The following is a 22,674-nucleotide window of genomic DNA, read 5'->3' as shown; positions in this document are numbered from 1 at the left end:
TGCTGTAGGCAGCCGGCATGGTCGGGTTGAAGCAGCCGCGCCGCTTGCGGGTCGGGCACGGGGCAGTCGCCGGCGCAATCGCTTCGGTGCGACCGCAGGATACCCGGAAGCAGGTTGACCGCGCCGGATCACGCTGCCCCCTCCCCTGCGGGCCCACCACAGACTGCGTTGTGTTGGTGGCTGGTGATCGCCCGTGCGCCTCTGCACACGGGCGCCGCTCGTATGGTGTTTCGGGCGCCGTCGCGATCCTGCCAAGCGAGCAATCACGCCCTATTAATTTGATCGTGGGATCGCCTTTAACGAGGTCTACGGCGCGCGGGCGGTCAACCGGGATACGGTGCGCCGCCTCGCTAACGACATGCGAGCCCCCTGCCCTACCTATTGACTAGCGCCACCGATCTCGCGTTCGTAAAGCAAAAGCGCCGCATCAGCGACGACGTCGGCGAGAACGCGTTTGCGTGCCGGGTCCGCGTCACGAAGAGCATAGAGTCTCGCAGCGGTCTCGGGATCTACCCTCACGTTGATCGCGATATTGCGATTGCCGGTTACGCGTGGCGGCCGTTGGAATGTCCCGGCTTGGGGACGCTCTTGAGGCACGGGCGCCGCTACAGGCGGGGCAGCTACAGCTGGGACAGCCGGACGCGACGGAAAGCCGGCCCCGTCGCTGATCTCGCGTAGCTTGGCTGGATCCTTGTTCGGGGGCGTATCATCGAACTCCGAGAGATCGAGCCGGGTCCGGGTCATGCTGCCTCCTTCACGGTACGCGCCTTACGCAGCCTCGCGATCACCGCTGCCGCGTAGGCCTCGGCGTTCTCGAGCGCTGCCTTCATATTACCGACGCCTTTGTCGTTGATGGTGCGAAGCGTTCCACCAGCGGCGAACATCGCGCGATAGGCCTCGCGATTGTAGATCATGACCGGAAGGACTGGAATTTCAGCATCGTTGAACTGCTCCGCGATGTCCTTCTGATTGTTCGAGCGCAGCGCCGGCGGAATTTGGCTGAACAGGATTGCATAATCGATCTCTGTCCTGGTACCGCGCGCCGTCTGCTTGACGAGCTTGATAGCGCGGGCAGCCTGGGTGGCATCCAGATGCGACCCCTTGCAAGGAATGATCACCAGATCGCTTTGCGCGATTGCGAACGTGACGGTCGCGGTCGCCGCGCCTTCGAGGTCAACGAGTGTGAAGCGCGCCTCCGACGCGCCCCTCTCGATCTCATCGATGATCGCGTTTTCGTCGCGGCATCCAACGACAGTTATCGCATCTGGACGTCCCGGCAGCTGCCCCCATTCAACCAGCGGAAGGTTCGGGTCAGCATCGATCAGGCGTACGGTACCCCCCGCCTCCGCCAACTCTCCGGCGAGCAACAATGTCGCGGTGGTCTTGCCCACCCCGCCTTTCGGCGACACGAAGCTGATAACTGGCATGCTGCTCTCCCGTTGCGGCCAGGTTGCTACCATGTAGCAGCCAGCGTTCATGAAGCTGTTATATCGCAACCTAGCAGCTAGCGTCTAGCGACTTTGACGCAATCTGACAGCGAGCAGCTTGCGGTATGATTGCGATTTGCTCGCATCTAGACCGCGAGTTGGTTGCGAGTTAATCGCGAGCCGATTGCAGCTTATATGCGACAATGTTGCGGCTAAGAAGCTACATGCTCGCGATCTGGTTGGTGGCCGGTTGCTGCTTGCTACCAACTAGCGATACGCACCCTTGCGATACCATCGAGACGCGGTTGTCAAGGCGTGAGAGGCTGGGCCACACCGTGTATGAACATGCTACGTCATAGCTATCGGGTTGCTACCCGAACGCAAACCGCGATCAGATCGCTACAATGTCGCTAGCTCGTTGCTACCAAGCAGCTACCAGACGAAGGAACAATCACCCTCAGTTCGCGTGTCGTCAAAGCAATTGATGACTCCGCAGTGCCAAGCCACAAATCGACAAGAGATCGAGACGCCGAACGCGACGAACGCGATCGGCGTTCACCAAAGCGCAAAATGGCGAAATCGATCGTGAAGTACCCACGGCCAGATCTCGTTCGACACGACCTGCACCACACCGGATATAACGACGCTCAAGACGAAGACCCGATCCTCTAATCGGGCGGCCGAGGCCGCCCGGACGATGTTCATTCCTCCCAGAGCGGCTTGAGCTTGCGGGTCCGCTTTACTGCGGGGAGGGGTGCCCGCTCGGGCATCCCGTGTGCTGCGATCTCCGCTTGGATGCTTGCAAATTCAGCGAGCCATGCGCGGGTGCGTGCGGTTTGGACGTGCATGTGAACCTCCGTCTGTTCGTTGAGACGGATGCCGACTGACGATCGGGTGGGGTCCAGGGTCACAGGACCGCGCAGCAGCCGCGCAAGCGGGGCGTGGGGGTGCCGATTTTGTCGTGGTCGAAGCGAAGCGAAGGCCGCGTCAAAATTGGGGGAACCGCGCATCCTTGACGCTGGCTCCGCCCGGTCGTCACAATAGACAAGATCGACGACAGAGCCCCTCCGACGTTGGTAGGGCAGGGGGGCGCCGACCCACGCGACGGTCTTGCCTCCCGCACGCACCAGTCACCTTTCCCGGACAACCGTCGATGTCCAGATAGCGACCGTCAGCTGGTCTCAATCAAATTCTGCGGCAAATCGCGGGCGTTGATGCCACGATCTCATGGGAGGGAATGCCGCCTTCATGACGGACGTTGCCACCAGCGAAGTCGATCTCGCCTTCCCGTCGCGCGCGCTCGGATGCGCTCATCGCCGAGCGTGGTGTGGGGAAGGGCAGCTCGAAATTGATGATCTCATCCTTTCCGCAGCAGGGGGAACCCCGGCGCCATCGCGCCGGGGCGGTGCGTCATCGTTCGTCGACGCGCATGATCGTCAGGACGCGCGTGGTTTTGAAGGGATCGGCCGGATCCTCCGAGCCCGCGCTCAGGTCGTGATTGTAATAGTCGATCTTCCAGTAGCAATCCGTGCCCTCGAACAGGAACCGGCCCAGGTCGTGCTCGCCGTAGGGGTCGATTGCGTCGTCGAAGGCATCGAAGTCGCGAACGGCACGGAGCAGCTCCGCCCGCTTGCGGAAATTTCGGAAGAGGCTGACGTCGCCGATCAGGTCTGCGATCCCCCTGGTCATCACGACACGGTTGTTGCCCGGGGCGGTGAGATGCTCGCGCAGCCAGTCGTTGAGGCGGGCGATCTCCGCTGCGCCACCCTTGGCGTGGTTCGATTGAGGCGTTTGCTCGGCCATGATGGTCTCCTGCCCTTGACCCCGACGATCGGGGCCTTTCGACAGGCGACAGGACGGCCGGGGCATAGGTCGCTCGCGCACCCAAAGGGTCGAAACGGAGTGGAGAAGCCCGCTGGCGGGCTTGCGCGGGGGAGCGCCCCGGCCAGGACGTACGAGCCCGAAATGCCGCGCGGATCGTCGACACGGGGAGACTTCACGTCGAGGCTGATGCTGGACGACCACGCCGATCGCGGCGTATCGTGCGATCATGGAAACGGCTGCCAACATCGTTGCCCTGTGGCCCCGCTGGATGGACAGCGCTGGCGATATGCTCCGGATGAAGGCGTTGGTCCGGACTCGCTGCTGCAAATGCGGGACTCTGATGCGGGCCGAGCTGGAAGACATCGTGGCACGCCACGGCTCCGATTATTCGCTGGTCGACAAGCTGGAGCGCTGCCGAATGGTCGAGTGCGAAGGGTCTACCTTCTATCTGGCGTCGCGAACCTATGGCCGCGAATGGGTGACGCTCCTGCGCGATCCGCGGCTGATGAAGGTGTTCGAGGAACTGCCGCCTGTCCGGACGGCGTGGAGCTGATCGCCCGCCTCCGGAAGAGATACCGTCTGAATCTGGATCCCGCACCCAAGCGGCGGATAGAAACAAGCAGAAGCCCTTCGTCTCGCGGCGCAGCCGTGCTTGCACAGCGGCGGCGGGGCGGGCTCGATGCCCGCTCCGCTGCCTTCACGGCTGAAGCGCGGGGAGGGGAGGGGGGCCTGAGCCCCCCGGACGGCTCAGGCGAAAGGGTCGTATTCGTTGACGATCGTGAGCGAGCTGTCGTGATCTTCAGCGGTGATGACGGCATATTGGGTGCCGACGGCGATGACCATGGTTGCCACCATCAAGGTTCTTGCGAGGCCCATGGCGTTTTTGCGGGCGATCCAGATATCGTTGAACATGTCCGAGGCTCCTGTGAAGCCGGCGGGGTTCATCCCCGCTCGACAGGCGCCCGACAGGACGGGGAAGGGCCGCGATCACTTTTTTCGCACGCGAAAAAAGCCGTAGCGAAGCGCCCGGACCCCTTGCGGGTTGATCGTACAAGGCGCTGAGCCGGCCCAAGGATTGCGCCTCAAGAGCGGGGTGAAGCCCGCCTGCAGGGAACGTCGTGCTCAGCGTTGGTTTGCCGGTAAAGCGCCCCCTCGCAGGCGCGGTGGACACCTGCCCAGTCGGTGCCCCCTCTCTGCGCTCCAATGTCGACGGGCACAGTACGCTGCTCGGCGGTGCAGCCCCGGCCGGGCCACGATGGAAGGAAGTTGCCGCTTTCCGGAAAGAACTTTCCGCACTGCGCGCCCGTCAGTCGATCGTCACCCGAATGGGCCGAGGCCGGCTACGGGCTCGGTAGAGCGAAGCGGAATAGAGCGACGGTCCCGGCTTCGCCGGGAGACGCCAACTCGTTTCGAGCCACCCACACAGGCTACCCGGCTTCATGATATGGCTTTAGATTGAATGGCGATCCCTACCGTCAACCATGCATTGGTAGTCGACGACGATCCGCTCATTCTGATGCATGCGTGCGACATTCCGGAAGAAGCGGATTTTCGCTTTCACGAAGCGGGTACGTGCGACGAGGCCAAGACCTCCTGAGCGATCATACCGACGGTGTGACCCTCCTGTTCTCAGACGTGGCGTGCCGGGTGACCGCGACGGGTTCGCGCTTACCCATTACGTTGCCGAGCATCGGCTCTGGATCGAGATCGTGCTCACAAGCGGCAACGTGACGCCATGTCCGGGGGACATGCCCGACAAAGCGACGTGCATCGGCAAGCCTTTCGACGATCGCATTCTCCAGCAACATCTCACGGAGAGGCTGCTGGAGAACAAGCAACCCGAGCAGATCAAGCACGCGGTTTAGCTGTTTTCTTGAACTCGTGACCTTGCGGTCCCGATTGGCCGGTGAACGCGAGAAGAGGCCCGGAGCGTCAGCTCCGGGCCCGTACTGCCTCCCTCAGAAGGGGACGTCATCCGCCTCATCGTCCTGCGCGGCGCCTTGGCGTTCCTGGCGGCTTTTGCCGTAGGAGAGGAAGGTCACTTCGTCGGCGATGATCTCGACACCGTAGCGCTCGATGTTCTGATCGTCGGTCCAGCGGGTGTAGTGGATGCGGCCCCGAACCATGACCTTCTGGCCCTTCTCGACATACTGCGCGACGGTCTTGCCGACGCCGTTGAAGCAGGTGATCCGGTGCCATTCGGTGTCCTCGACCCGGCGACCTTCGCCATCCTTCATGGTCTTGCCGTCCTGGTCGCGCTTGGGGCGCGAGGTGGCGAGGGAGAAGTTGGTGATCTTGGTGCCGCCCTGGGTGGTGCGGACTTCAGGCGTGGCGCCGACGTTGCCGGCGAGGATAACGAGGTTCTGCATTTCGGGGTTCCTTTTTTGCTCGCCGGGGGGTCCGTCCCCTCGACTGAACACCAAAAAAGACGGCCAGGACGCCCTCTCCACCGAAAGCGCGAAGACGCGCAGGGGAACCCCGATCGAAGGGGTGGTGCGGGCAGCCGTGGCACACGGCAACTCGGCCCGAATGATCGCGGGTTGGAGGGGGTGGACGGTCGGATTAGGTCGTTCAGGACAGAGAGGGGATGGCCCCCCCGGCGGGCACCGGACACGGAACCGTGAAGCAGGACGCCCTTGTCGCGTTGCTCGTCGGGCAGTGCCACTAGGCCTCGATCCCGCTATCCGGGCGGCTCCGACACCCCCCCCTCGCTGGTGCTTGCGGCCTGCGGCGATGCCTGTCGTGAAGGATGATGGTGGCGGCGTGGACCTTGGTGCCGCCTTTCGCCGTCACGGCGCGCACGCGTCGTGCGTGTCGAGACGACGATGGGGGGTTCGTGCTGCGCAGCGTCCCGCCCGAACGGCAGGAACCAAGCGCGGCTGACGTGCATGCCGGCAGTGCATCCCACCTGGCACAACGCGACGAAGCCGGCGCAGAGACCAACGCGGTGAGGTGGCGTGCGGCCCGACCGAGAGGCACACGGCGCAGAGCAGACTCCGGCCTCGCCCCACGGAACCGCCCCACGGAACCGCCCCGCGTCGGAATCGCGATTTGGGCGCGGCAAGCCCCCGTCAGTCGATCGTCACCCGAACGGGCCAAGACCTGACAAGGGCTCGGTGGAGCGAAGCGAAATAGAGCGACGGTCCGGCATCGCCGGGAGACGCCCCTAAGGTCCTTAGCCGCAAGTCATCACAATTTCAGATACGGGAGTCTTGAAGGGTCTTGAGAGCAGGGGAGCGGGAAGCCGCTCACGCTGGACCACTGGCTGCGCGCTCGATCCAGGCGTAGAACCGCACGCTGAGCAGCAGGATTGTCCGTGATGACGACGTGGTAGGTGTCGCCGTCAGCGGCTGCGAAGCACGAAGCGCCAGCAATGCGCAGCCGTCTGGAACGGGTTGGCGCGAGGCATCGATTTAGTCCTCGATGATGTGGAAGTGAGTGGATTCCTGCGGCGAGGCCGAAAAGGGCGAGGCCGCTGGCTTTGCCAGCGGCCGAGCCGAAGCTCAGGCGACCTCTCGGTCGCGCTGAGCGTTCTGAGCTGCGGGCGGGGTGCCGAGCGGTCCGCGGCGATCGACCACGCGGATGCCTGCCTTCTTGGCGTCGATCACCAGACGTTCGGTCACGCCGTTGCCCTGGAAGGCAATGACGTAGCGGGGCTTCAGCGAGAGCATCTGTTCGTTGCGACGGAAGCCGGCACGATCACCCAGCTTGCGGTCGAGACCGAAGCGGACTTGCTGGATACCGTTCTGTTCGGCCCACGACGCCGCGATGCGCTCGATGCCCTTCATGTCGCCGCCGTGGACGAGATACATGTCGCCGACGCGCTCACGAACCGCACCCAGGGTGCGCAGCAGGTTGTCGCCAAACGCCTTCATGTCCTCGTCGGTACGGAAGGTCAGCCGTCCCCCGGCAAACACGACCGGCGTGCCCTGTGCCGTGTTGGCGTCGCGGACCCGCTCGCGGCGAGCCTGAAGGAAGGCGCGTCCGTCAACGATTGCCGACGTAACCCCGAGCGAAATGCGGTTGCCGGTCGACGGGATCCAGGAACGGCCGGTTTCGCGGATGTAATGCGCCGCTGCGGTGTCGCGCATGTGTTCGTAGCAGGTGGCGGCTTCCTCGATCTTCTTGGCAAGGTCGATCTTGTCCTCGAGGTTGGCGGTGTTGATCTCCGAACCGTCCTGCTCGGCCAGGAGGAGCCTGATCTCGTCGGTGAGACGGTCGATGGTCGCGTGCTTCTTCGCCGCGGCCCGGTGGAAGAGGTTGACCAGGCCCCAGCCCATCTCCTCGATGTCGCGCTCGAGCGACGTATTCTGGAGGGTTGCGAACAGGTCGCTCCATATGGCGGTGGTGGTCTGTTCCAGTGCTTCGGTCGAGGGCGGGCACATGCCCGAAACGTCTTCGGCGCGGGGTTCGAGGTGTCCGAGCTCCAGAGCGGAGAGTGCGGAAGCGAGGGAAGTGGTCATGGGGTCAAGCCCTTCATCTGATCGAGGCCGGCGGCCTATCCGCCGGATGCGCACCTCCTGGGCGGCCGAATAAGAGGCGCCCGCACCGACGCGAAGCGGAGGAGAACCGCAAAAAACGGGGTGGAGCGGGCAGCCGCAAAGCGGCAACTCGGCCCGGATTTTTGCGGTTGCGGGGGTCTCGCGGCCGCCCATGTGCCGCATCTCTCCGGCGGAAGGCTACGGCAAGTCAAGTGGCGTCGGGCGCAGACGTGACCACGCTTGCTGCTACGGTTGACGTGGGGCTCAACCCGAACGTCGCGACGTCGTCGAGAAGTGCCTGCCCCGTTGCACACAAGCGGACCATCGCCGCTGGGGGTGATCCGTGGGCGCTCCATCGGCGCCGATCGCATCGACCATGATGCGCAAGCTGGCCGACCGGATCCTCGCTCCGGTTCGTGGCATAGCCCGCGCACGCCGCAGCTTGCGAGAACAGGCCCGGGACGGGCAGGACGGAGGCATCGCCGCGCTCTGGACAAAGCGCCAAGGATTGACGTCCGCACCTTCAGCGACAAGCGCTGACATAAGCGGGATGCACCGTATCGAGGCTCTTCCACCCGTCGGTCGTATGCGACGCATCGAGTCCCGAGCGGCAGGCGCTGACGACATCTTCCGCCTCGACCAGGATTTCCGCACGGTAATGGGCAGGGTATTCGAAAGGGGCCGGTGAAGGTCTTCATGGGACCGGACTTCTGAAGGTTGGCAAAATGGGAGGCCCAAGCGGTTCGGGTCATTCGTAGCGGGGACGCTCGGCCGGAAAGGCGAGAGGGGGCCAGCCTTCGTGGACGTAGGCCTCGAAGCGAGCAGCGGAGAGGACGCTGCTGATCTCACTCGCGTGATCGCCGACGTTCCAATCGCGATCGAGATGCGCCTGAACCTCCAGCGCCATCATCCGGGCACGGTCCTCGTGACCCTCGGCAAAGGTAATGCCGAAGGCGGTCAGTGCCGGGTCGGTGCAGAGTGCGCCGGAATCGTAGTGCTAGCCACCTTCCTCGGGACCGCCATAAAGCCGTTGGACGAGGTAAACGGCAACGCTGTGCATGGTGATGATCCCCTCTCGAGCATGAGCCCAAGGCTCATCTGTCCAAAGGATACCTCTCCTCCGGGAGACTGTTTCAGTCGATCACGCGCCAGCCAGCAGCGATCCAGCCCTGGCGATTGGGCGCATATTTTGCGGCCGTCGCGAGGATGATCTTGCGCGCATCGGCATCGCTGGCGTGGTCCGCGATCGCGGCCGCGTCAGCGGCGCGCGCGGGCCAGCATTGATCCGTGTTGAGCATCGCGACTGGAAACGCCGTCGATCCTTCGACGACGAATTTCTTGATGATCGGGTTAGGCATGATGACGGTCTCCGGCCAGCGCGTCGGACGCGCGATGAAAGTCGTCGAGCCAGCGCCCCATCGGGACGCGTTGCTCAGGAAGAAGCGCGGCCTGCGCCGCCTGAAAATTGAGTAGCGCCAAGGGCGCGGTCTCGATGATGCGGTCGACTTCGGCGGGCGAGAGGAGGCCGCGTTCGCGGATGAACTCGGTGATGCTGCCGGGACGCGGCGTCGCACCGCGACGGCCAAGCACCGGCCTGCGCCACAGGCCCTCGACATTGCGGAGGCGCGGCTTGGCTCGTGCTTCCATCAATACGATGATGCGCAGCTCCTCGGTTGAAAGCTCCACCACCTCGTCGGGCTTGATGCTGCCGCAGAAGTAGCAGCTCGACTTGGGCGGGACGGGGAGGCCGGCGCGCGCGATGCGTGCCTCGCAGTCGGCACGCACCCATTCCCATTCCCGCAAGGGGTAGCGGTAGGCGTAGCGAGGATCCTCGCACCCGACCGCGTGATGGTAACGCTGCGTGTCGCGTCCAGAAGCGTCGTAGCCGATCAGCTTGACGACGCGCCCGCCTGCATCCCAGCAGCGGCGCGCGGGTTCCCACTGGGCGGTCCAGGCATCTTGCGGGGCGGCCTTCCATTTCTGGCTGCATGACCCGCCACCAAATACCACGGAGGGCAGGGTGGCGTTGGTCAGCATGTTCTCGGCGATGCCCGCATAGGGTGGCCAATGTTTAAAGTTGCGGGGCTGGTAGCGGACGATCTCGGATGGGATGCCGCGCTCAGACATCCAGGCCCGGAACACGGGGATGAACGCATAGGTCGCCGATTTCTCGGCGCCGGGATCGGCGAAGAGAACCATGTCGATGGGCTCGCCGCGTTCGGTGAGTTCGACGATCATGGCAGTAGAATCGACCCCGGCTCCCCAGGCCGCGATGACGGGCGGGCGGTCAGCCACTGGCCGTCTCCCTTACGACGATCGCGGCATGAACAATGCGGTATGCCCGTTTGCGAAATGCCGGGATGCGGCAGATCACGCGGCTTTCCGGGTCGCGGAAGAGCGGCGTGTCCCCTTTGGATTTGCGACCACCTCGAAGCGGCTCCGGTCGCTACCGTCGCTGAAGCGCATGGGCTCATCGAAGATGATGGTCTGCCCGGGCTTCGGGGTCGGCTTGGCCCGGTCGAGCTTCTTCGCGAGCAGGTTGGCGTGGCACCGCGCGCGCCAGGCCAAGGCATATTCACTGTCCGTGGCGGTCAGCTCGTCGAGGATCGCAGCCGGACACTCGCTCTCGTTCGGCCCGACCGTTTCATCCATATCCTTGTACCCGAACGTGCAGCCGTCGCGGGCGCCGGTGCTGGTCTTGGTGAGGCAGACGATGCCGAACACGATCCGTTCCGCATCGTCCGCGAGGCGCTCGCAAGCGGCGTAATAGGTCGATCCGACCATGGCGGACGCCAGCACGGTCAGACGATGCGTGTCGCGCTGGTAAGTGAACTGGTTGTCGAGATAGGAGCGCGGGGTGGCGTAGCCGCCCATATCGCGCATGAAGAGCCAACCCATAATAAGTCTCCGGTGACGTGAGGATCAGGCGGCAGCGGCGAGGCGCGGAGTGCCTATGTGGCCAACCGTCGCGGTGAGCCGGCGCTGGAACGTGGCTGCATCCAGCAGTTCGGCGATCGGTGCGCGCTGAACGGGGCCGGCGTGTTCGCCGCCCCGGCAGCGGTTGAAGGTGATCTCGCTGTCGGGGAGGAAGCTGTGCGGCCGGACCCGGATCGAGAGATCGGCGTGGCGCAGCTCGGTCGTGCCATCGTCCGCTATACCGCCCATGTCGGTATCGATACGGACGTCCTGCGCCTCGAGGCCGATCGTCTCGGCGAGCGAAGCGAGCGCGAGGCGTGCCTGCCGATGGAAGGTCCGTTTCGCCATTGCATCGCCGGCGACGCTGTTACCGGCGATGTCGAGCAGCGCGGATCCGGCGACGACGCTGTTGCGGACTTCCGCACAGCGCAGACGCAGTTCGTTTGTGCTGGGCGCACCACGTTCGGCGACGGACGCCAGGTTCCGGATCAGCAGCAGGATCGACGCATCGCGGTCGATCGGCTTGCCGGCACGCCGGCAGTCGTCGACGCCCGCGTTCAGGGCATGGAGCGCTGCGGGCAGGGTGCCGAGCGCGTCGGGAGACAGTGCCTCATTGTGGCGGTAGTGGGTGTCGTAGAGCATGGCCGAACCTCCTGAGCGCCAGGGCGCGCTCAAAAGGCCGAAGGCTCCCTCTCCTCCGTGGACTGGGCCTTAGTCACAGCATCCCGCCAACAGGATCGGCCGATCGTGAGGCCGCGTCATAGCCGGACTGCCAAGCCGTACGGAGCTTGCTCCCTCGGCGGTAATGGCAACGGTCGTTGCCCATGACGAAGCAGCGCCATCCCGATTTCTCCGCTTCCCACAGCGGGTCTTCCCGCGTGGGAGCGAGCAGGTCCATGAGATCGACGCGCGTGGCGGCGTTCATGGCGGGCCTGCATGGTCGCCGAATGCGCCGGCAGGGAGCGTCCAGCGATCCGCCAGGATCGAGAGACGCCAGACCTGATCATCGGCTTGCGCCAATTCGTCGGGATGCAGCGTCGCAGCCGGGAACGCCGTGCCGCGGTCAGCGAGCTGCGTGACGGTGAGCGAGCGATGGATCGTCTTCCCACTCGCGGCTTCGCGAGCCGCGACCCATCGGAAGGCGGCAGGGAAGACGAGGCGGAGCGTCGCCCATTGGTCGGGCGAGCCGAAGATGCAGGCTCGGCAGGACAGGCGGCCCCAACCCAGGACGTAGGCCGGGTGGGGACGGATCCGCGCTTGCGCGATTGCGTCCCAGATCAGGCGCTCGGTCCGATCACGAACCGGGTGCCAGTGATCGACCCCACCGACGATCACGACCAGCAGGTTAGAGTTTGCAAAGCGGCGAACGGCCAAGCCACACCGTCCACCGGATGCTCACCACCGAGAAGGGCGCGCGCCCAAGGCGCGTTCCTGTTCCTCGGGCGCGAGGCGTATGAGGCCAAAGGCGGGACCATCACGCCGGACCTTTTTCGCGGGGCGACGCCGGTCACGCCCACCATCCCGAGCTTGTGCGTGACCCAGCAGAGGAAATGATAGACGGCATCGCCGCCGGCCGAAGCGGATCAGCGTCGACAGCTCGAGCCAGTCGATTGGATAGAGCCAGTGATGTTCAAACGTAATCCGCACGACTATTCTATGAGTCAGTCGAGAAGAGAACGAAAGCAGAAGATCGACTTGCAATCCGCCACCCTTGATCAGCGGGCCACTTGTGTCGCGTAGGCGTGTTTGTAGAGCTAATCCGTCAGTCTGTTCCTATCGTGAGGGACGCAGCCACTCCCGCTTGGTGTCGCCAATCACGGCGTCACGGGGTTTTTCCATGTCCCATCATCGCCTGTTCGCGCAGCTCGCCTTCGACCGCCACGTGGCCCGGCCGAAATCAATTCCCTGTCACCGGCTATCGTCGACAGTGACCAATCCGCCCCGAGGGCCGCGACCGTCACCCGCTTCACTTTTGAGTCCTCGCACGTGTGCTGGAACACGTCGTGCAGGATGGCATCCGTGAAGTGCTGGATGGTCCGGGCATTGCATTGATCGAGCGCAGCGGGCTGTTCCATCAGCCGCGTGTCATCGAGCTGGTCTTTGCTGCTCGCGACGCACGCAACGCGCCCTCGTAACGGAGGCGCGCTTGATGGCCGCGCCGATCACCGTGTCGGGCGCAAGGGCGTCATCTGGCGCTTGTGCAGCCCCGTTTTTGCCGACCACACCTACGTCTATCTCGATCTTCTCGGCGCGGAACGCGCCGAGAAGATCGCCAAGTCGAGCTGCGCGACGTCGCGCCGATCGAGGACGCGCTGTTGGTCCCCGTTCCCTTCTCCGCATGAGCGCGCCAAGATGCCGGTAGGAGCCGCCGCTATGTCACCACCCCAACGCCGTCCCGCGATCCGCGCCGTCGCCTTCGATGAGGTAGGCGAGGCTATCACCCGCCTGATCGTCGTCGCGGGGTCCGACGCTGGCCAAGCGGCGCGCGCGGCCGACTTCCTGTTGGCGTGGTGGAATGGTGGCGACAACGGCCATTTCCCGGTCCTTCACCTTTGCAACTGCGACGCGATCATTGCCGAGGATATGCTGATCGTCATGGCGTATCTCGCGCAGGAGCCGACCGTCTATCCCGATGCCTGGGGCTACCGCGACGCGATGGTGGCGCTAGTCGAACAGTGGCGCGAGTCATGATCGCGCTGCGCACCGCGAACCACTTCATCACCGGCGAGCCGGTCGATCGCGACACCCGGCGCGCGCGGCTACTCGCCGCGCGCCGAAAGCCGATCGGCAACATCACCCGGCGCGGCATTCTGTCCGGCCATTGGGATCAGGGGAGCGTCGTCGGCGCGTTCCGTGGCAAGCTCGGCTCCTTCAATAGCCGACCGCCCTTAAAGTCGCGCCGCTCCCCGCAAGCGGGGGAGCGGCGCGATAGCGTTAACCGGGACTTGGGCGTCCCACTCATGAAATAACCTGGAAACTTTTGCCTCACAGACAACTGAGCGGGCATTCTAAACAAACGATGGACGCACTGCGTTATTGCGCAGGCGTCAGGCCCGCAGGCAGCATTTGCTTGGCATGCTGCAAATGCCGTTCGATCACAGGAACTGCGGTGGAAGCCACCTGCTTCAGGGCAGCATCAGTCCCGTCAGTGGCATAGCCCTTGTGCAGAGCCCAAGCCGCCTGATGCGCCTGTGCCTGCTGTCGCAGATAAAGATCATCGAACGTCGCCTTGGGCGCTTTTTTCAGCAACGCGATTTTGGCCGCGTTGGCCGCGGACAGCTTTGTCGAGGGCCGTGCGATCGTGCGGTCGTCATTCTTCAGCGCTGCCATCAGTGCCTTCGTCGTGCCGGTATGATCGGTGATCATCTGCTGGGCAAAAGACTTGATGTCGTCGCGCTTGCTTTTCGTCAGAGCCAAGCGGCTGGACTGAATTTCGTAATTGTCCGAGTCAGCCGCCAATTTGACATAGTCGGTCGCCGACGTTGCAGAGAGGGGCGACACCCCCACCTCTGTCGGCGTCAGGGATCCGGTAGAAGCCATCATGTCCTGAGCGACGACAGGCGTAGCCATCATGATTGCGGCAGCGCTGGAAAGTATAAGAGTTCTAAGCATCGTTTTCTCGTGTTAAATGTCTTCTTTTGAACGTCTCGTCATTTTTGCCAGTTCCGTCAGGCAAGGGAGGGGCTACCGAGCCATATGATGGCTGCGGGAAGCAATGCGGCAGCGCCGATCAGGTTGCGGAGCTCAAGCTGATTGTCGGTGCAATGCGAAGGCGACAATCGCGAAGTTCATACCCTGTGATCAACGCGTTCCATTTGATCTTCGGCGGTGCTTCCAGCGTTAAGTCCGCAATGCGCAGCAGGCGATCGAGAAAAATTGCAGTTTCGAGAATTGCGATGCTCGCGCCAGGGCATCGATGGGAACCATCACCGAACGCAAGCCCCGCGCTACCGACGCGCGCTGCCAAGGCGCGATCAGGATCGACTGCATGCGGACACGCGCCCACCGCCGCAACATCAGCATTCGCCTGGCGGATATCGATTTTGAAAATCTGGCCGGTATTTGGATTCCGTCGCGAAAGCTCCCCGACGACCGGTTCGAGCCTAAGGATCTCTTCCAAGATGGCGATCCGCCCGGTCTCATCTGTGGCAAGGAAGCGTGTCCGAAGCTCCTCGCGCTCGAGCAAGTGCCATCCCGCCATCGTGATGAATTCGCGTGTCGTCACCATGCCGGCGGCAGCGTAGGTCACGCACTCGGTAAGAATCGCGCGATCCGAATAGCCTTCGGCGATCAAATGCGAGATCACGTCTTCGCGCGGTGTACGGCGACGCGCGAGAACCGCTGGGAACACGTCTCGAACGTAAAAGTTGAGCATGTGGATCTGCGCCCGCGCGAAGCGTGGCAGATCGAGGATCGACTTGCCGAGCGCGACATTGCCAGCGTGAAAAAAGCGTTCGATCCGACGCGCCATCCCGGTGCGATTACTATCGGTAACACCGACAACCTCGGCCGCAACGGACACCGCCAGCCGCATGCTCATTTCGTCCAGCTTTGCGTGGCCGCGACGCTGCATGTCGCCGATTAATGCATCGGATTCACGCTCGATGATCGCACGGTAGCTGGTGTCGACGGTTTTGGGGGTGAAGAACCGAGCGGTCGCAGCACGCTGACGGCGATGGCGGTCACCGTGCTGGAAAATGATCGGCGCAAAGCGCTCGTCGCTGAACCTTGCCATCAGATCAGCGCGGAAACTGGCCTGATGCAACTCATCGTCCCGGAGCAGCGCGCGTGCGTCCGAAAAAGACTGAACTGGGCAACCGCGACCCATGGGCTGCGATGGAATGCTTTTTCGATCATCACGAAGATCGTCGACCCCGCTGGACGGTTCGCGCGATAGCGTGGAATACGAACTCATCGCTTTGCTCCTTTACTCCAAGGTCCACTATATATGATCTACTGTGGCTCATAAAAGGGGTAATAGCGAAAAGGGCGTGGACGCTCGTGTCACGCGAACCCGTTCTCTGTTGCGCGACGCGATGCTGGCGCTGTTGCAAAACGGCGACGCGCATTCGATCACAGCGCAACGTATCGTCGCTCATGCCGGAGTCGGCTACGCGACCTTCTTTCGCCATTATCCCGGCGTCGACACGCTGTTGCTCGACGTGGCGGATGAGTTGATGGGACGGTTGGTTAAGCAGGTGGCCCCGGCTCTCGTACGTGGAGACGTGGGAAACGCCGTGCGATCGGTCGTGGAGTTCGTCGATCTACACCGGCACGCGTCTGCAGCTCTGTTGGTTGGCGGTGGCGATGCAGTGCGACAGGAAGTAACGGCTCGCGCCATTCGATACGCAGAGGGGCTCGATCTTCCGTTCGATTTATCCGTGCCTCGCGGACTCGCTGTTTGCGTCGTAGTGGGCGGAATAATCACCATTTTAAGCTGGTGGTTGACGGAGGGACTGACCAGTTCAGCCGATGACGTCAGCCGCTTGATCGAGCGATTGACGCTACGCCCCCTAGTGAGCTCGCGTGACGATCCAGCGTGACAGGATTGCAATTGCAATCGGTGCGTCGCGATCGACCTTGCTGGGCACCACCTGGATATACATCGGTGCGAGCCGGCGCTGGGACGTGTTACTGCTTTTGCCTGCTCGCGCGTCTAAGCCACCGATGACCGATGACCGACGACAGCACGACAAAGCGATGGTTCGTCAACGAGGTCCTGCCGCTGGAACGGGATCTCGTAAGGTTCGTGGCCGGGCGTGGCTATGGACGCCAAGACCTATGTCTGGACCCAGTTGACGAAGACCGCGACTCCCGTGCTTGCGCTCTTCGCTGCTGCGAAGTCTAACCCCGAAGGGCGCGAAGCGCGCATCCTGCGTCAAGTCGCGGCGATCGGCGGGTTCGAAGTCGATCCGGGAGCCATCGCTCCGCTCGTCACCGTCTCGTTGGGAGCGGATGACACGTGCGATGCATGATAGAGGAAAAAGCTGCGCTCTAAAGAACAGGATTTAATTGGACGAATGAGGATCAAGACCGGCATTGATCGAGCACCTTGGCGAGTGGTGCCGCATTGCATTGGCGCCTGGATATTCATCGTCTATCCGTCGCGCGGTGCTCAAGATCCACTCGACCTAAATGGGGGTATTGCTCGAGAGGAGTGCTATCGGCACGTCCATAACTTTCGCTCGCAGGTACTCGCCTAAAGCCTTAGCTTGTGCGTCAAATCGCAAGGTTTCAGTTGCGCCGCCATCAAGTAGTCCTCGTACCACGAAATTAAGTGCTCGAATATTTGGCAAATCATAGCGTTCAACGACAAGGTCCCTCGTCTCGGGGAGCAACTCACGAATAACATCGGGCGTCAGCGCCGATTGGAGCCAACGGTAGCCGGCTTCATCGCTGGCCCAAATTCCCACGTTGCCATTCCCGCCTTTATCGCCGGACCGAGCATGGAACAACTCGCCCAAGTGAGCAGGTCGCGTCTCGCCGAAATCTACGTCTAACGGCTTTGCAACACTGAGCTCGCGAGGGTAGGAGGTGGCAACGGGGATCGCGGCGGCGATGCGGGTGCCATCCGCCAAGACTGCTTCATGGACCAAGGCACTCTGCGGGAGCAGTCCTGGCCAATAAACGCCGTAGGCGCTCGCTGCGCGCGATCCAGTCCGAAGGGAGAACAGCCCTGGGTAGCTTGCGAGCCCTAACTCTACCGAGGCATCAAAAAATGCCCGTCCTACCGCCTGTTCCGTGCCCTTGACCGACACGCGCAGGAACGACGTCACGCTCAGCTGATCGCCCGTAGCTTCGCTGGTCCCGCCGATATGGTCGAAGCGGAGCTCATCGATCGCTGCGCCTTGCAGGAGTGCGCGAAAGCCGTTCTCGACCAGCTTCCCCTTCTTCTCCCGATCGAGACCGGTCAGAACGAACATCATGCTGTTCTCAAATCCGCCGAGCGCCGTTAACGCAACCTTGGTCGTGGCCGGCGGCGGCGCACCTCGAGTGCCCGTAACGAGCACCCGGTCCGCACCGCAGTCTTCGACACGTATCGTGTCGAGCTGAACAGTCACATCGGGATTGAGGTAATCCAGCCCTTGAATCTCATACAGCAGCTGTGCGGTCACGGTGCCGATCGTCACGGCGCCGCCGGTGCCCGCGTGCTTCGTAATCACGCATGATCCGGCGGCGTCGATCTCCGCGAGGGGGAAGCCCGGACGGATCAGATCTGGGATTTCCTCGAAACCGGAGTAGTTGCCGCCTGTCGCCTGAGTACCGCACTCGATAATGTGCCCCGCAACCACGGCCCCCGCAAGTTGGTCCCAGTCGCCCACTGCCCAGTCGTGCCACCAGATGGCGGGACCAACGATGACCGATGCATCCGTCACCCTGGGACAGATCACGATGTCGGCACCGGTCTTAAGGGCAGCCACGATACCCCACGCCCCCAGATATGCGTTGGCTGTAAGTGGCGACTTTCCCCAATTGGAAAGCGACTTGCCCGTGTCGAGATGCTCCAGGCGGTGCCCCGCAGCCTGAAGATTATCCAAACGGTCGACGACATCGTCGCCTTCGATATGGGCAACTTTAAGCACGACCCCCCGTTTTGCACACAGATCGCGTACCGACGCGGCAAGGCCTGCCGGGTTGAGCCCGCCTGCGTTGACGACGATCTTTACCCCCCTCTCGGCAATCTCTTCGAGCAGTGGAGAAACCTGCGCAAGAAACGTCTTGGCATATCCGGAGGCGGGGTCCTTCAGCCGGTTCTTTGCGAGAACCAGCATGGTGACCTCCGCCAGATAGTCGCCGGTGATCACGTCGACCTCACCACCGCGCAAAACTTCGGCCATGGCGCTCAGCCGGTCGCCGTAGAAGCCCGAGCAGTTCGCGATCCTGATCGGCCGCCGTGGTCGTGTGATCGTCGTCATGCAGCCGCTCCCAAAGCACCGCTCGCGACCAGCGCTGCCACGTGGTCATCGTCGGCTCCAAGCAGGTCGTGTAGAATGGCGTCCGCATCGGCTCCGAGGCCGGGAGCCGCGTGGATGACGTCTACCGGCGAGTCTTCGAGCCGGATCGCCGAGCCCGGAACGGGGATCCTGCCACGGACGGGGTGATCCACATCGCGGACCATGCCCCTCTCACGCAGGTGCGGATCGTTGGCGACTTCGCGCACCGTGAGCACCGGGGCGGAGGGCACGCCGTGCTCTGCCAGGCGTTCCACAAGCGCCCAACGGTCCAGCGTGGTCGTCCATGCCTCGACCGCCGCATCGAGTGCGTCGATGTTCTTGATTCTCAGCGCGCGGTCGGCAAAGCGCGGGTCATTGGTGAGTACGTCGCCGCCAGCAGCCCTAAGGACGCCGCTAGCATGACGTTCGTTGACCGACATGATCGCAATGTGACCGTCGCTGGCGGGATAGACATTGTAGGGCGCGACGGCGAGTCCGCTGTGCCGGTTGCCGGTCCGCTCGGGAATATCGCGTGACGGATCGTTGAAGATGGCGCCGAGCGGCGAGGCGAGAGCAGGATAGATCGTGTCGTGCATTGAGACTTCGACGATCTGGCCCAAACCCGTCTTCTCGCGCTGGTAGAGCGCGGAAGCGACGCCGCCGAAGAGGTGTACGCCGCCCATGATGTCCGCGAACGCGGGTCCTGTCTTCGTCGGAGGCCCATCGGGGAAACCGGTCGAAGCGATGACGCCCGCCATCGCCTGAACGGTGATGTCCATGGCGGACATGTGGGCATAGGGACCTGAGTTGCCGTAGCCCTTGCCCGACGCGTAGATCAGCCGGGGATTGAGGCCCAACAGGCTCGCCGGCGGCAACCCCATCCTCTCCATCGCGCCGGGCGCGAAGTTCTCGATCACCACGTCTACCTCGCAAACTAGGTCGCGAAACAGATTCCGTCCCGCGTCCGTCTTGAGATCGACGACGATGCTGCGCTTGTTCGAGTTCAGCATCATGAACTCGTGCGTCTCGACCTGATTGGTAGAGCGGAAGCGCAGCGGCTCGCCTCCCGGCGGCTCGACCTTGATCACGTCGGCACCGAGCAGCGCCAGGAGGAGACCGCAATAGGGACCGTTGTAGATTTGCCCCATGTCGAGGACGCGGATGCCGCTAAAAGCCTTATTTTCTCTCGCGTTCATGTCAGAACTTTGCCTGAAAACCAGCTGTGAAATACCGTCCGATGACGTCGTAGAGCGCGAAGTTCGTGCTACGGTAGCCGCCGTACGGAATGGTCGGAACGATCGGCGGATCACGATCGAATAGGTTGTTCACCGTCGCGAAGAATTGTGCATTGCCATTGGCACCCGGAATGTTGAAGCGGGCCGTGACGTCGGTGTACCAGACCGACTCGACATGGTTGTTGGCAAAGGTACCGGGGGCCGCAGTGGTATCGATCTTGCCGCTGCCGATGTAGCGCTCCTGCACAAACAGGTCGAACGGTTGCGCGACGTAGTTGATCGAGAAGGTCCCGCTCCACCTCGGCGTTCCCTGCGTGCCGATGTCTCCGGCGCGGTCGATCGGCGCGGTTCCCGGCAAGGTCGTTTCAAATTTGTCGAGGTAGGTGAGGATCGTCCGCAGCCGGACGTTGCCGCCACCCAGATCAAACCCGTACAGCGCTTCGAGATCGACACCTCGGGTCTTGATGGACGACAGGTTGAGCGTCGGAATCTGGAGCGTGAGCTGTCCCGGATTGGTGATCTGCGCGCACGCCGGCGTGAAGCCGCTGTTGCACTGGTCGATCGTCTGCTGGGGGGTGAGCTGCGCGATCGCGCCGCTCAGCTTGATGTCGTAGAAATCGACGGACAGGTTGAACCCGGGGATGAAGGTGGGCCGGAAGACCGCGCCGGCCGTGATGGTGTCCGCTCGCTCGGGCTGGAGTTGCGTGTTCCCGCTTCGGCGCCCGATGAACGCCGTGCTCGCATTGTTGTAGAGCACGGTGCCTTGGATGCTCACTGGACCCGTGAACAGTTCGGAGACGTTCGCCGCCCGGATGTCGCGTGAGCGTGTCGCGCGGAAACGCAGGGACTCGAATGGCTCGTAGGATCCTCCGACCTTCCAGGCGGTGAGCGTTCCGACCGTGCTGTAGTCGATCGCCCGGACCGCGCCGTTGATCGTAAGGGATCGGGCGATCGGCGAGTCTTTAAGCAAGGGCACCTCTAGCTCGATGAAGCCTTCCTTGACGTTGTAGCCGCCGGCCAGCGGCTGGGGGTTGGAGAGGTAGAAGGAGCCGCGCTGACCGACGAAGGAGGCGGGCAGACCACGGACTCCGGCCGCCGAGATGACAGTCTGCGACAGGGCGTCTGACGTCTGGTCCGCGCGCTCACGCCGATATTCGACGCCGGTCGCGAGCTGAACCCGTCCTGCCGGCACGTCGAAAAGGCCTCCGCGCAGGGTGAGGGACGCCACGTCCTGCTTCAGCTTGAGCACCTGGACGGCCGAACCGTTGATCCAGGAGAGTGCCTCCTGCGAGGGCGATCCTTCGCCGAACAGGTTGATGGGAACACAGCCCGGATCGAGCCCCTGAAGCGTGGAGCGGCAGACGATCTGGTTGTTGGCGGGATTAACGACAGCGTCCGCGGCCGCGAACAGCCGACGATAGATGGTGTTGTTATTGGTTTCGACACGGTAATCGTTGGAGCCATGGGCGTAGTAGCCCTCGGCTTCCCAGTTGCCGTCGATCTTCCACTCGAACCCTGCCGTCGCTCGCCAGGTGTCGCTCCTTCCATCGACACGAGCAAAGCCGAAGTCCCGGTTCACGCGGGCAAGGCGAAACGATGTTGCGCCAGCGGCGGCGAGGCGCGTGCGGACGTCTGCAGGTAGGAACGCGTTGTCGTTGAAGATCGTGTAGGCTGTCCCGGCCGTCTGCGATGGACGCGCGAGGTCATAACTGGATGTCGACCGAGCCGCCGAGCCTTCCACGAAGACGCTGAGTCCGCTCGCCACGTCGCCGGTCAGGCGGCCGAAGACGTTGTAGCTCTCCAGCCCGGCCGTGAAGCCGAACTGCGTCGGCGCCCCGTCGCCGCCGATCATGGTGGTGGCGGTCACCGCGGTGCCCAACCGGAAGGGGGCACTGACACCGCCCGGCAGAAATTGCGTGTTGTTGAGCGGTCCTCCGACGATCAGCCCGCCGAAGCTGGCGTTCGAGGCCACACTCGGCGCGATCAGGCGCGCGGGAGAGCCGGTGGGGTTGACGATGATCGCGTAAGCGGCATCGGCCCACGGCCGCTGACCGGGCGCGTGGATTTCTCCGGTGCGCCGATATTCCGCGCTCAACAGCAGGTGTGCCGAGTCGTTGAACAGCGACGAGCCGAAGGTCAGGGCGGCTTGCTGTGACGGTCCGTCGCCTAAGTCCGAAACCCCGGCCTGAACCCGCGCTCGTAGGCCCGTGAAATCCTTGTCCAGGATGAAGTTGACCACACCGGCGACCGCATCCGAGCCATAGGCGGCGGACGCGCCGCCGGTGACGACCTCGACCCGCGAGACTAGGTCCTGCGGGAAGAGGTTGACGTCGGGCGAGCCGGCCGCACTCGCAGCGACGACGCGGCGGCCGTCCAGCAGCGTCAAGGTTCGTTGCGGCTCAAGTCCGCGCAAGCTGAGAAAGGCTGCGCCATTGCCGCGCACCGCGGACGGCCCTGCCGTCGACGACCGCGACGAGTTGCGGAACTGCGGAAGCTGCGTGAGCGCATCGGTGAGCGAGGTCGGTGCTGCCGCACGCAGATCGGCGGTGCTTGATACCGTCACCGGCGTCGGCGACGCGAATCCGGACCGAAGCCGGGTCCCGGTGACGAGAATATCGGTTTCCTCGCTTTGTCCTTCTCCCGAGCTTGCCACCGTGCTCCCGACCTGCTGCGCGGCGGTCACATCCTCAGGCGTCGCAGGGCAGTCCTTCTCAGCTGAATTGTTTGTCGAGGACGCGCAGTCGCCTCGCGCCGTGACGCTCCCCGGCGTCGCGTCCTGTGCAGCCGAAGGGGTAGCGGCAAGAACCATCATCAGTGCCGATGACGCCAGCAAAGCCTGTTTCATAATACTCTCCAT

Annotated in this window: 26 protein-coding genes; 8 read left to right on the top strand and 18 right to left on the bottom strand. The window is 63.3% G+C overall.

Annotated features, from left to right (window positions below; translation table 11 throughout):
* Positions 1-740: 740 nt before the first annotated feature.
* The 3 genes from AC1MH0_RS21330 to AC1MH0_RS21320 all read right to left on the bottom strand — a co-directional run bounded on the left by AC1MH0_RS21330 (position 741) and on the right by AC1MH0_RS21320 (position 3,230).
* A complete protein-coding gene (locus AC1MH0_RS21330) occupies positions 741-1,427 on the bottom strand; it encodes a nucleotide-binding protein (RefSeq protein WP_480966172.1) in 687 nt (228 codons plus the stop codon).
* 701 nt (positions 1,428-2,128) lie between these two features.
* Positions 2,129-2,275, bottom strand: a complete 147-nt coding sequence (locus AC1MH0_RS21325; RefSeq protein WP_480966171.1) for a hypothetical protein — start codon at positions 2,273-2,275, stop codon at positions 2,129-2,131.
* Between the two features lie 562 nt (positions 2,276-2,837).
* A complete protein-coding gene (locus AC1MH0_RS21320) occupies positions 2,838-3,230 on the bottom strand; it encodes a DUF3768 domain-containing protein (protein ID WP_480966170.1) in 393 nt (130 codons plus the stop codon).
* Positions 3,231-3,591: 361 nt separating this feature from the next.
* Between AC1MH0_RS21320 and AC1MH0_RS21315 the strand changes: the two genes are divergently transcribed.
* Positions 3,592-3,804: a hypothetical protein gene (locus AC1MH0_RS21315; RefSeq protein WP_245337149.1), complete on the top strand. Its 213-nt coding sequence runs from the start codon at positions 3,592-3,594 to the stop codon at positions 3,802-3,804.
* Between the two features lie 194 nt (positions 3,805-3,998).
* On the opposite strand, the gene AC1MH0_RS21310 is transcribed toward AC1MH0_RS21315, so the two are convergent.
* Positions 3,999-4,163 (bottom strand): hypothetical protein, encoded by a 165-nt coding sequence (locus AC1MH0_RS21310; RefSeq protein ID WP_480966169.1) that lies wholly within the window; start codon positions 4,161-4,163, stop codon positions 3,999-4,001.
* Positions 4,164-4,710: 547 nt separating this feature from the next.
* On the opposite strand from AC1MH0_RS21310, the gene AC1MH0_RS21305 reads away from it, so the two are divergent.
* Complete coding sequence (locus tag AC1MH0_RS21305) at positions 4,711-4,848, top strand: hypothetical protein (protein ID WP_480966168.1); 138 nt, start codon at positions 4,711-4,713, stop codon at positions 4,846-4,848.
* A 43-nt stretch (positions 4,849-4,891) separates the two neighbouring features.
* Positions 4,892-5,116, top strand: coding sequence for a hypothetical protein (locus AC1MH0_RS21300; protein WP_480966167.1), 225 nt, complete (start codon positions 4,892-4,894; stop codon positions 5,114-5,116).
* Between the two features lie 93 nt (positions 5,117-5,209).
* Here AC1MH0_RS21300 and AC1MH0_RS21295 read toward each other — a convergent pair whose 3' ends face one another.
* The 9 genes from AC1MH0_RS21295 to AC1MH0_RS21255 form a co-directional block, all read right to left on the bottom strand.
* Positions 5,210-5,620: a single-stranded DNA-binding protein gene (locus tag AC1MH0_RS21295; protein WP_037527256.1), complete on the bottom strand. Its 411-nt coding sequence runs from the start codon at positions 5,618-5,620 to the stop codon at positions 5,210-5,212.
* Positions 5,621-6,754: 1,134 nt separating this feature from the next.
* Positions 6,755-7,714, bottom strand: a complete 960-nt coding sequence (locus tag AC1MH0_RS21290; protein ID WP_480966255.1) for a DUF2493 domain-containing protein — start codon at positions 7,712-7,714, stop codon at positions 6,755-6,757.
* A 766-nt stretch (positions 7,715-8,480) separates the two neighbouring features.
* Positions 8,481-8,639, bottom strand: coding sequence for a hypothetical protein (locus AC1MH0_RS21285; RefSeq protein WP_480966166.1), 159 nt, complete (start codon positions 8,637-8,639; stop codon positions 8,481-8,483).
* A gap of 226 nt (positions 8,640-8,865) precedes the next feature.
* Positions 8,866-9,090, bottom strand: a complete 225-nt coding sequence (locus AC1MH0_RS21280) for a hypothetical protein (RefSeq protein ID WP_454887967.1) — start codon at positions 9,088-9,090, stop codon at positions 8,866-8,868.
* On the bottom strand, positions 9,083-9,970 hold the full coding sequence (locus AC1MH0_RS21275) for a hypothetical protein (protein WP_480966165.1): 888 nt from the start codon (positions 9,968-9,970) through the stop codon (positions 9,083-9,085). Before AC1MH0_RS21275 ends, AC1MH0_RS21280 begins: the two co-directional genes overlap by 8 nt.
* Positions 9,971-10,102: 132 nt before the next feature.
* Positions 10,103-10,630, bottom strand: coding sequence for a DUF6927 domain-containing protein (locus tag AC1MH0_RS21270; RefSeq protein ID WP_480966164.1), 528 nt, complete (start codon positions 10,628-10,630; stop codon positions 10,103-10,105).
* A gap of 24 nt (positions 10,631-10,654) precedes the next feature.
* The gene (locus tag AC1MH0_RS21265) at positions 10,655-11,290 is read right to left on the bottom strand and encodes a hypothetical protein (RefSeq protein WP_480966163.1); all 636 of its coding nucleotides are present in this window, start codon (positions 11,288-11,290) and stop codon (positions 10,655-10,657) included.
* A 73-nt stretch (positions 11,291-11,363) separates the two neighbouring features.
* On the bottom strand, positions 11,364-11,573 hold the full coding sequence (locus AC1MH0_RS21260) for a hypothetical protein (RefSeq protein ID WP_159513210.1): 210 nt from the start codon (positions 11,571-11,573) through the stop codon (positions 11,364-11,366).
* Positions 11,570-12,022 carry a hypothetical protein gene (locus AC1MH0_RS21255; protein ID WP_480966162.1) on the bottom strand — a complete coding sequence of 151 codons (453 nt, stop codon included), beginning with the start codon at positions 12,020-12,022 and terminating at the stop codon, positions 11,570-11,572. The genes AC1MH0_RS21260 and AC1MH0_RS21255 overlap by 4 nt, the downstream gene beginning before the upstream one ends.
* A 629-nt stretch (positions 12,023-12,651) precedes the next feature.
* Here AC1MH0_RS21255 and AC1MH0_RS21250 point away from each other — a divergent pair.
* The 3 genes from AC1MH0_RS21250 to AC1MH0_RS21240 all read left to right on the top strand — a co-directional run bounded on the left by AC1MH0_RS21250 (position 12,652) and on the right by AC1MH0_RS21240 (position 13,617).
* Positions 12,652-12,783: a hypothetical protein gene (locus AC1MH0_RS21250; RefSeq protein WP_480966161.1), complete on the top strand. Its 132-nt coding sequence runs from the start codon at positions 12,652-12,654 to the stop codon at positions 12,781-12,783.
* A gap of 238 nt (positions 12,784-13,021) precedes the next feature.
* Positions 13,022-13,339, top strand: coding sequence for a DUF7673 family protein (locus AC1MH0_RS21245; protein WP_480966160.1), 318 nt, complete (start codon positions 13,022-13,024; stop codon positions 13,337-13,339).
* Positions 13,336-13,617, top strand: a complete 282-nt coding sequence (locus tag AC1MH0_RS21240) for a hypothetical protein (RefSeq protein ID WP_480966159.1) — start codon at positions 13,336-13,338, stop codon at positions 13,615-13,617. The genes AC1MH0_RS21245 and AC1MH0_RS21240 overlap by 4 nt, the downstream gene beginning before the upstream one ends.
* Before the next feature lie 64 nt (positions 13,618-13,681).
* Here AC1MH0_RS21240 and AC1MH0_RS21235 read toward each other — a convergent pair whose 3' ends face one another.
* Positions 13,682-14,191 carry a DUF4142 domain-containing protein gene (locus tag AC1MH0_RS21235; RefSeq protein ID WP_480966158.1) on the bottom strand — a complete coding sequence of 170 codons (510 nt, stop codon included), beginning with the start codon at positions 14,189-14,191 and terminating at the stop codon, positions 13,682-13,684.
* 187 nt (positions 14,192-14,378) lie between these two features.
* Positions 14,379-15,563, bottom strand: a complete 1,185-nt coding sequence (locus AC1MH0_RS21230) for a cytochrome P450 (protein ID WP_480966157.1) — start codon at positions 15,561-15,563, stop codon at positions 14,379-14,381.
* Between the two features lie 121 nt (positions 15,564-15,684).
* On the opposite strand from AC1MH0_RS21230, the gene AC1MH0_RS21225 reads away from it, so the two are divergent.
* Together AC1MH0_RS21225 and AC1MH0_RS21220 are read left to right on the top strand one after the other, a co-directional pair.
* Entirely contained in the window at positions 15,685-16,191 is a 507-nt protein-coding gene (locus AC1MH0_RS21225) for a TetR/AcrR family transcriptional regulator (protein ID WP_480966156.1), read from the top strand.
* A 222-nt stretch (positions 16,192-16,413) separates the two neighbouring features.
* Positions 16,414-16,623: a hypothetical protein gene (locus AC1MH0_RS21220; RefSeq protein ID WP_480966155.1), complete on the top strand. Its 210-nt coding sequence runs from the start codon at positions 16,414-16,416 to the stop codon at positions 16,621-16,623.
* Positions 16,624-16,779: 156 nt separating this feature from the next.
* Here the strand turns inward: AC1MH0_RS21220 and AC1MH0_RS21215 are convergent, their stop codons facing one another.
* From AC1MH0_RS21215 to AC1MH0_RS21205, 3 genes are read right to left on the bottom strand one after another with little or no spacing between them, the layout of a single operon-like run.
* Positions 16,780-18,564 carry an acyclic terpene utilization AtuA family protein gene (locus tag AC1MH0_RS21215; RefSeq protein ID WP_480966154.1) on the bottom strand — a complete coding sequence of 595 codons (1,785 nt, stop codon included), beginning with the start codon at positions 18,562-18,564 and terminating at the stop codon, positions 16,780-16,782.
* A complete protein-coding gene (locus AC1MH0_RS21210; RefSeq protein WP_480966153.1) occupies positions 18,561-19,778 on the bottom strand; it encodes a CaiB/BaiF CoA transferase family protein in 1,218 nt (405 codons plus the stop codon). Before AC1MH0_RS21210 ends, AC1MH0_RS21215 begins: the two co-directional genes overlap by 4 nt.
* Position 19,779: 1 nt before the next feature.
* Positions 19,780-22,662: a TonB-dependent receptor domain-containing protein gene (locus AC1MH0_RS21205; RefSeq protein WP_480966152.1), complete on the bottom strand. Its 2,883-nt coding sequence runs from the start codon at positions 22,660-22,662 to the stop codon at positions 19,780-19,782.
* Positions 22,663-22,674 lie beyond the last annotated feature (12 nt).

This window comes from Sphingomonas sp. AP28 (assembly GCF_056680455.1).
Note: the sequence above shows the minus strand (reverse complement) of the source record. Positions and strands in the feature narration are given on the sequence as shown.

Coding starts and splice junctions, on each gene's coding strand:
- AC1MH0_RS21265 (WP_480966163.1), bottom strand. CDS start 11,290: ATGCTCTACGACACCCACTACCGCCACAATGAGGCACTGTCTCCCGAC.
- AC1MH0_RS21210 (WP_480966153.1), bottom strand. CDS start 19,778: ATGAACGCGAGAGAAAATAAGGCTTTTAGCGGCATCCGCGTCCTCGAC.
- AC1MH0_RS21205 (WP_480966152.1), bottom strand. CDS start 22,662: ATGAAACAGGCTTTGCTGGCGTCATCGGCACTGATGATGGTTCTTGCC.
- AC1MH0_RS21235 (WP_480966158.1), bottom strand. CDS start 14,191: ATGATGGCTTCTACCGGATCCCTGACGCCGACAGAGGTGGGGGTGTCG.
- AC1MH0_RS21330 (WP_480966172.1), bottom strand. CDS start 1,427: ATGCCAGTTATCAGCTTCGTGTCGCCGAAAGGCGGGGTGGGCAAGACC.
- AC1MH0_RS21215 (WP_480966154.1), bottom strand. CDS start 18,564: ATGACGACGATCACACGACCACGGCGGCCGATCAGGATCGCGAACTGC.
- AC1MH0_RS21245 (WP_480966160.1), top strand. CDS start 13,022: ATGTCACCACCCCAACGCCGTCCCGCGATCCGCGCCGTCGCCTTCGAT.
- AC1MH0_RS21230 (WP_480966157.1), bottom strand. CDS start 15,563: ATGAGTTCGTATTCCACGCTATCGCGCGAACCGTCCAGCGGGGTCGAC.
- AC1MH0_RS21240 (WP_480966159.1), top strand. CDS start 13,336: ATGATCGCGCTGCGCACCGCGAACCACTTCATCACCGGCGAGCCGGTC.
- AC1MH0_RS21220 (WP_480966155.1), top strand. CDS start 16,414: ATGGACGCCAAGACCTATGTCTGGACCCAGTTGACGAAGACCGCGACT.
- AC1MH0_RS21320 (WP_480966170.1), bottom strand. CDS start 3,230: ATGGCCGAGCAAACGCCTCAATCGAACCACGCCAAGGGTGGCGCAGCG.
- AC1MH0_RS21295 (WP_037527256.1), bottom strand. CDS start 5,620: ATGCAGAACCTCGTTATCCTCGCCGGCAACGTCGGCGCCACGCCTGAA.
- AC1MH0_RS21310 (WP_480966169.1), bottom strand. CDS start 4,163: ATGTTCAACGATATCTGGATCGCCCGCAAAAACGCCATGGGCCTCGCA.
- AC1MH0_RS21275 (WP_480966165.1), bottom strand. CDS start 9,970: ATGATCGTCGAACTCACCGAACGCGGCGAGCCCATCGACATGGTTCTC.
- AC1MH0_RS21280 (WP_454887967.1), bottom strand. CDS start 9,090: ATGCCTAACCCGATCATCAAGAAATTCGTCGTCGAAGGATCGACGGCG.
- AC1MH0_RS21285 (WP_480966166.1), bottom strand. CDS start 8,639: ATGGCGCTGGAGGTTCAGGCGCATCTCGATCGCGATTGGAACGTCGGC.
- AC1MH0_RS21315 (WP_245337149.1), top strand. CDS start 3,592: ATGCGGGCCGAGCTGGAAGACATCGTGGCACGCCACGGCTCCGATTAT.
- AC1MH0_RS21305 (WP_480966168.1), top strand. CDS start 4,711: ATGGCGATCCCTACCGTCAACCATGCATTGGTAGTCGACGACGATCCG.
- AC1MH0_RS21290 (WP_480966255.1), bottom strand. CDS start 7,714: ATGACCACTTCCCTCGCTTCCGCACTCTCCGCTCTGGAGCTCGGACAC.
- AC1MH0_RS21225 (WP_480966156.1), top strand. CDS start 15,685: ATGCTGGCGCTGTTGCAAAACGGCGACGCGCATTCGATCACAGCGCAA.
- AC1MH0_RS21260 (WP_159513210.1), bottom strand. CDS start 11,573: ATGAACGCCGCCACGCGCGTCGATCTCATGGACCTGCTCGCTCCCACG.
- AC1MH0_RS21325 (WP_480966171.1), bottom strand. CDS start 2,275: ATGCACGTCCAAACCGCACGCACCCGCGCATGGCTCGCTGAATTTGCA.
- AC1MH0_RS21270 (WP_480966164.1), bottom strand. CDS start 10,630: ATGGGTTGGCTCTTCATGCGCGATATGGGCGGCTACGCCACCCCGCGC.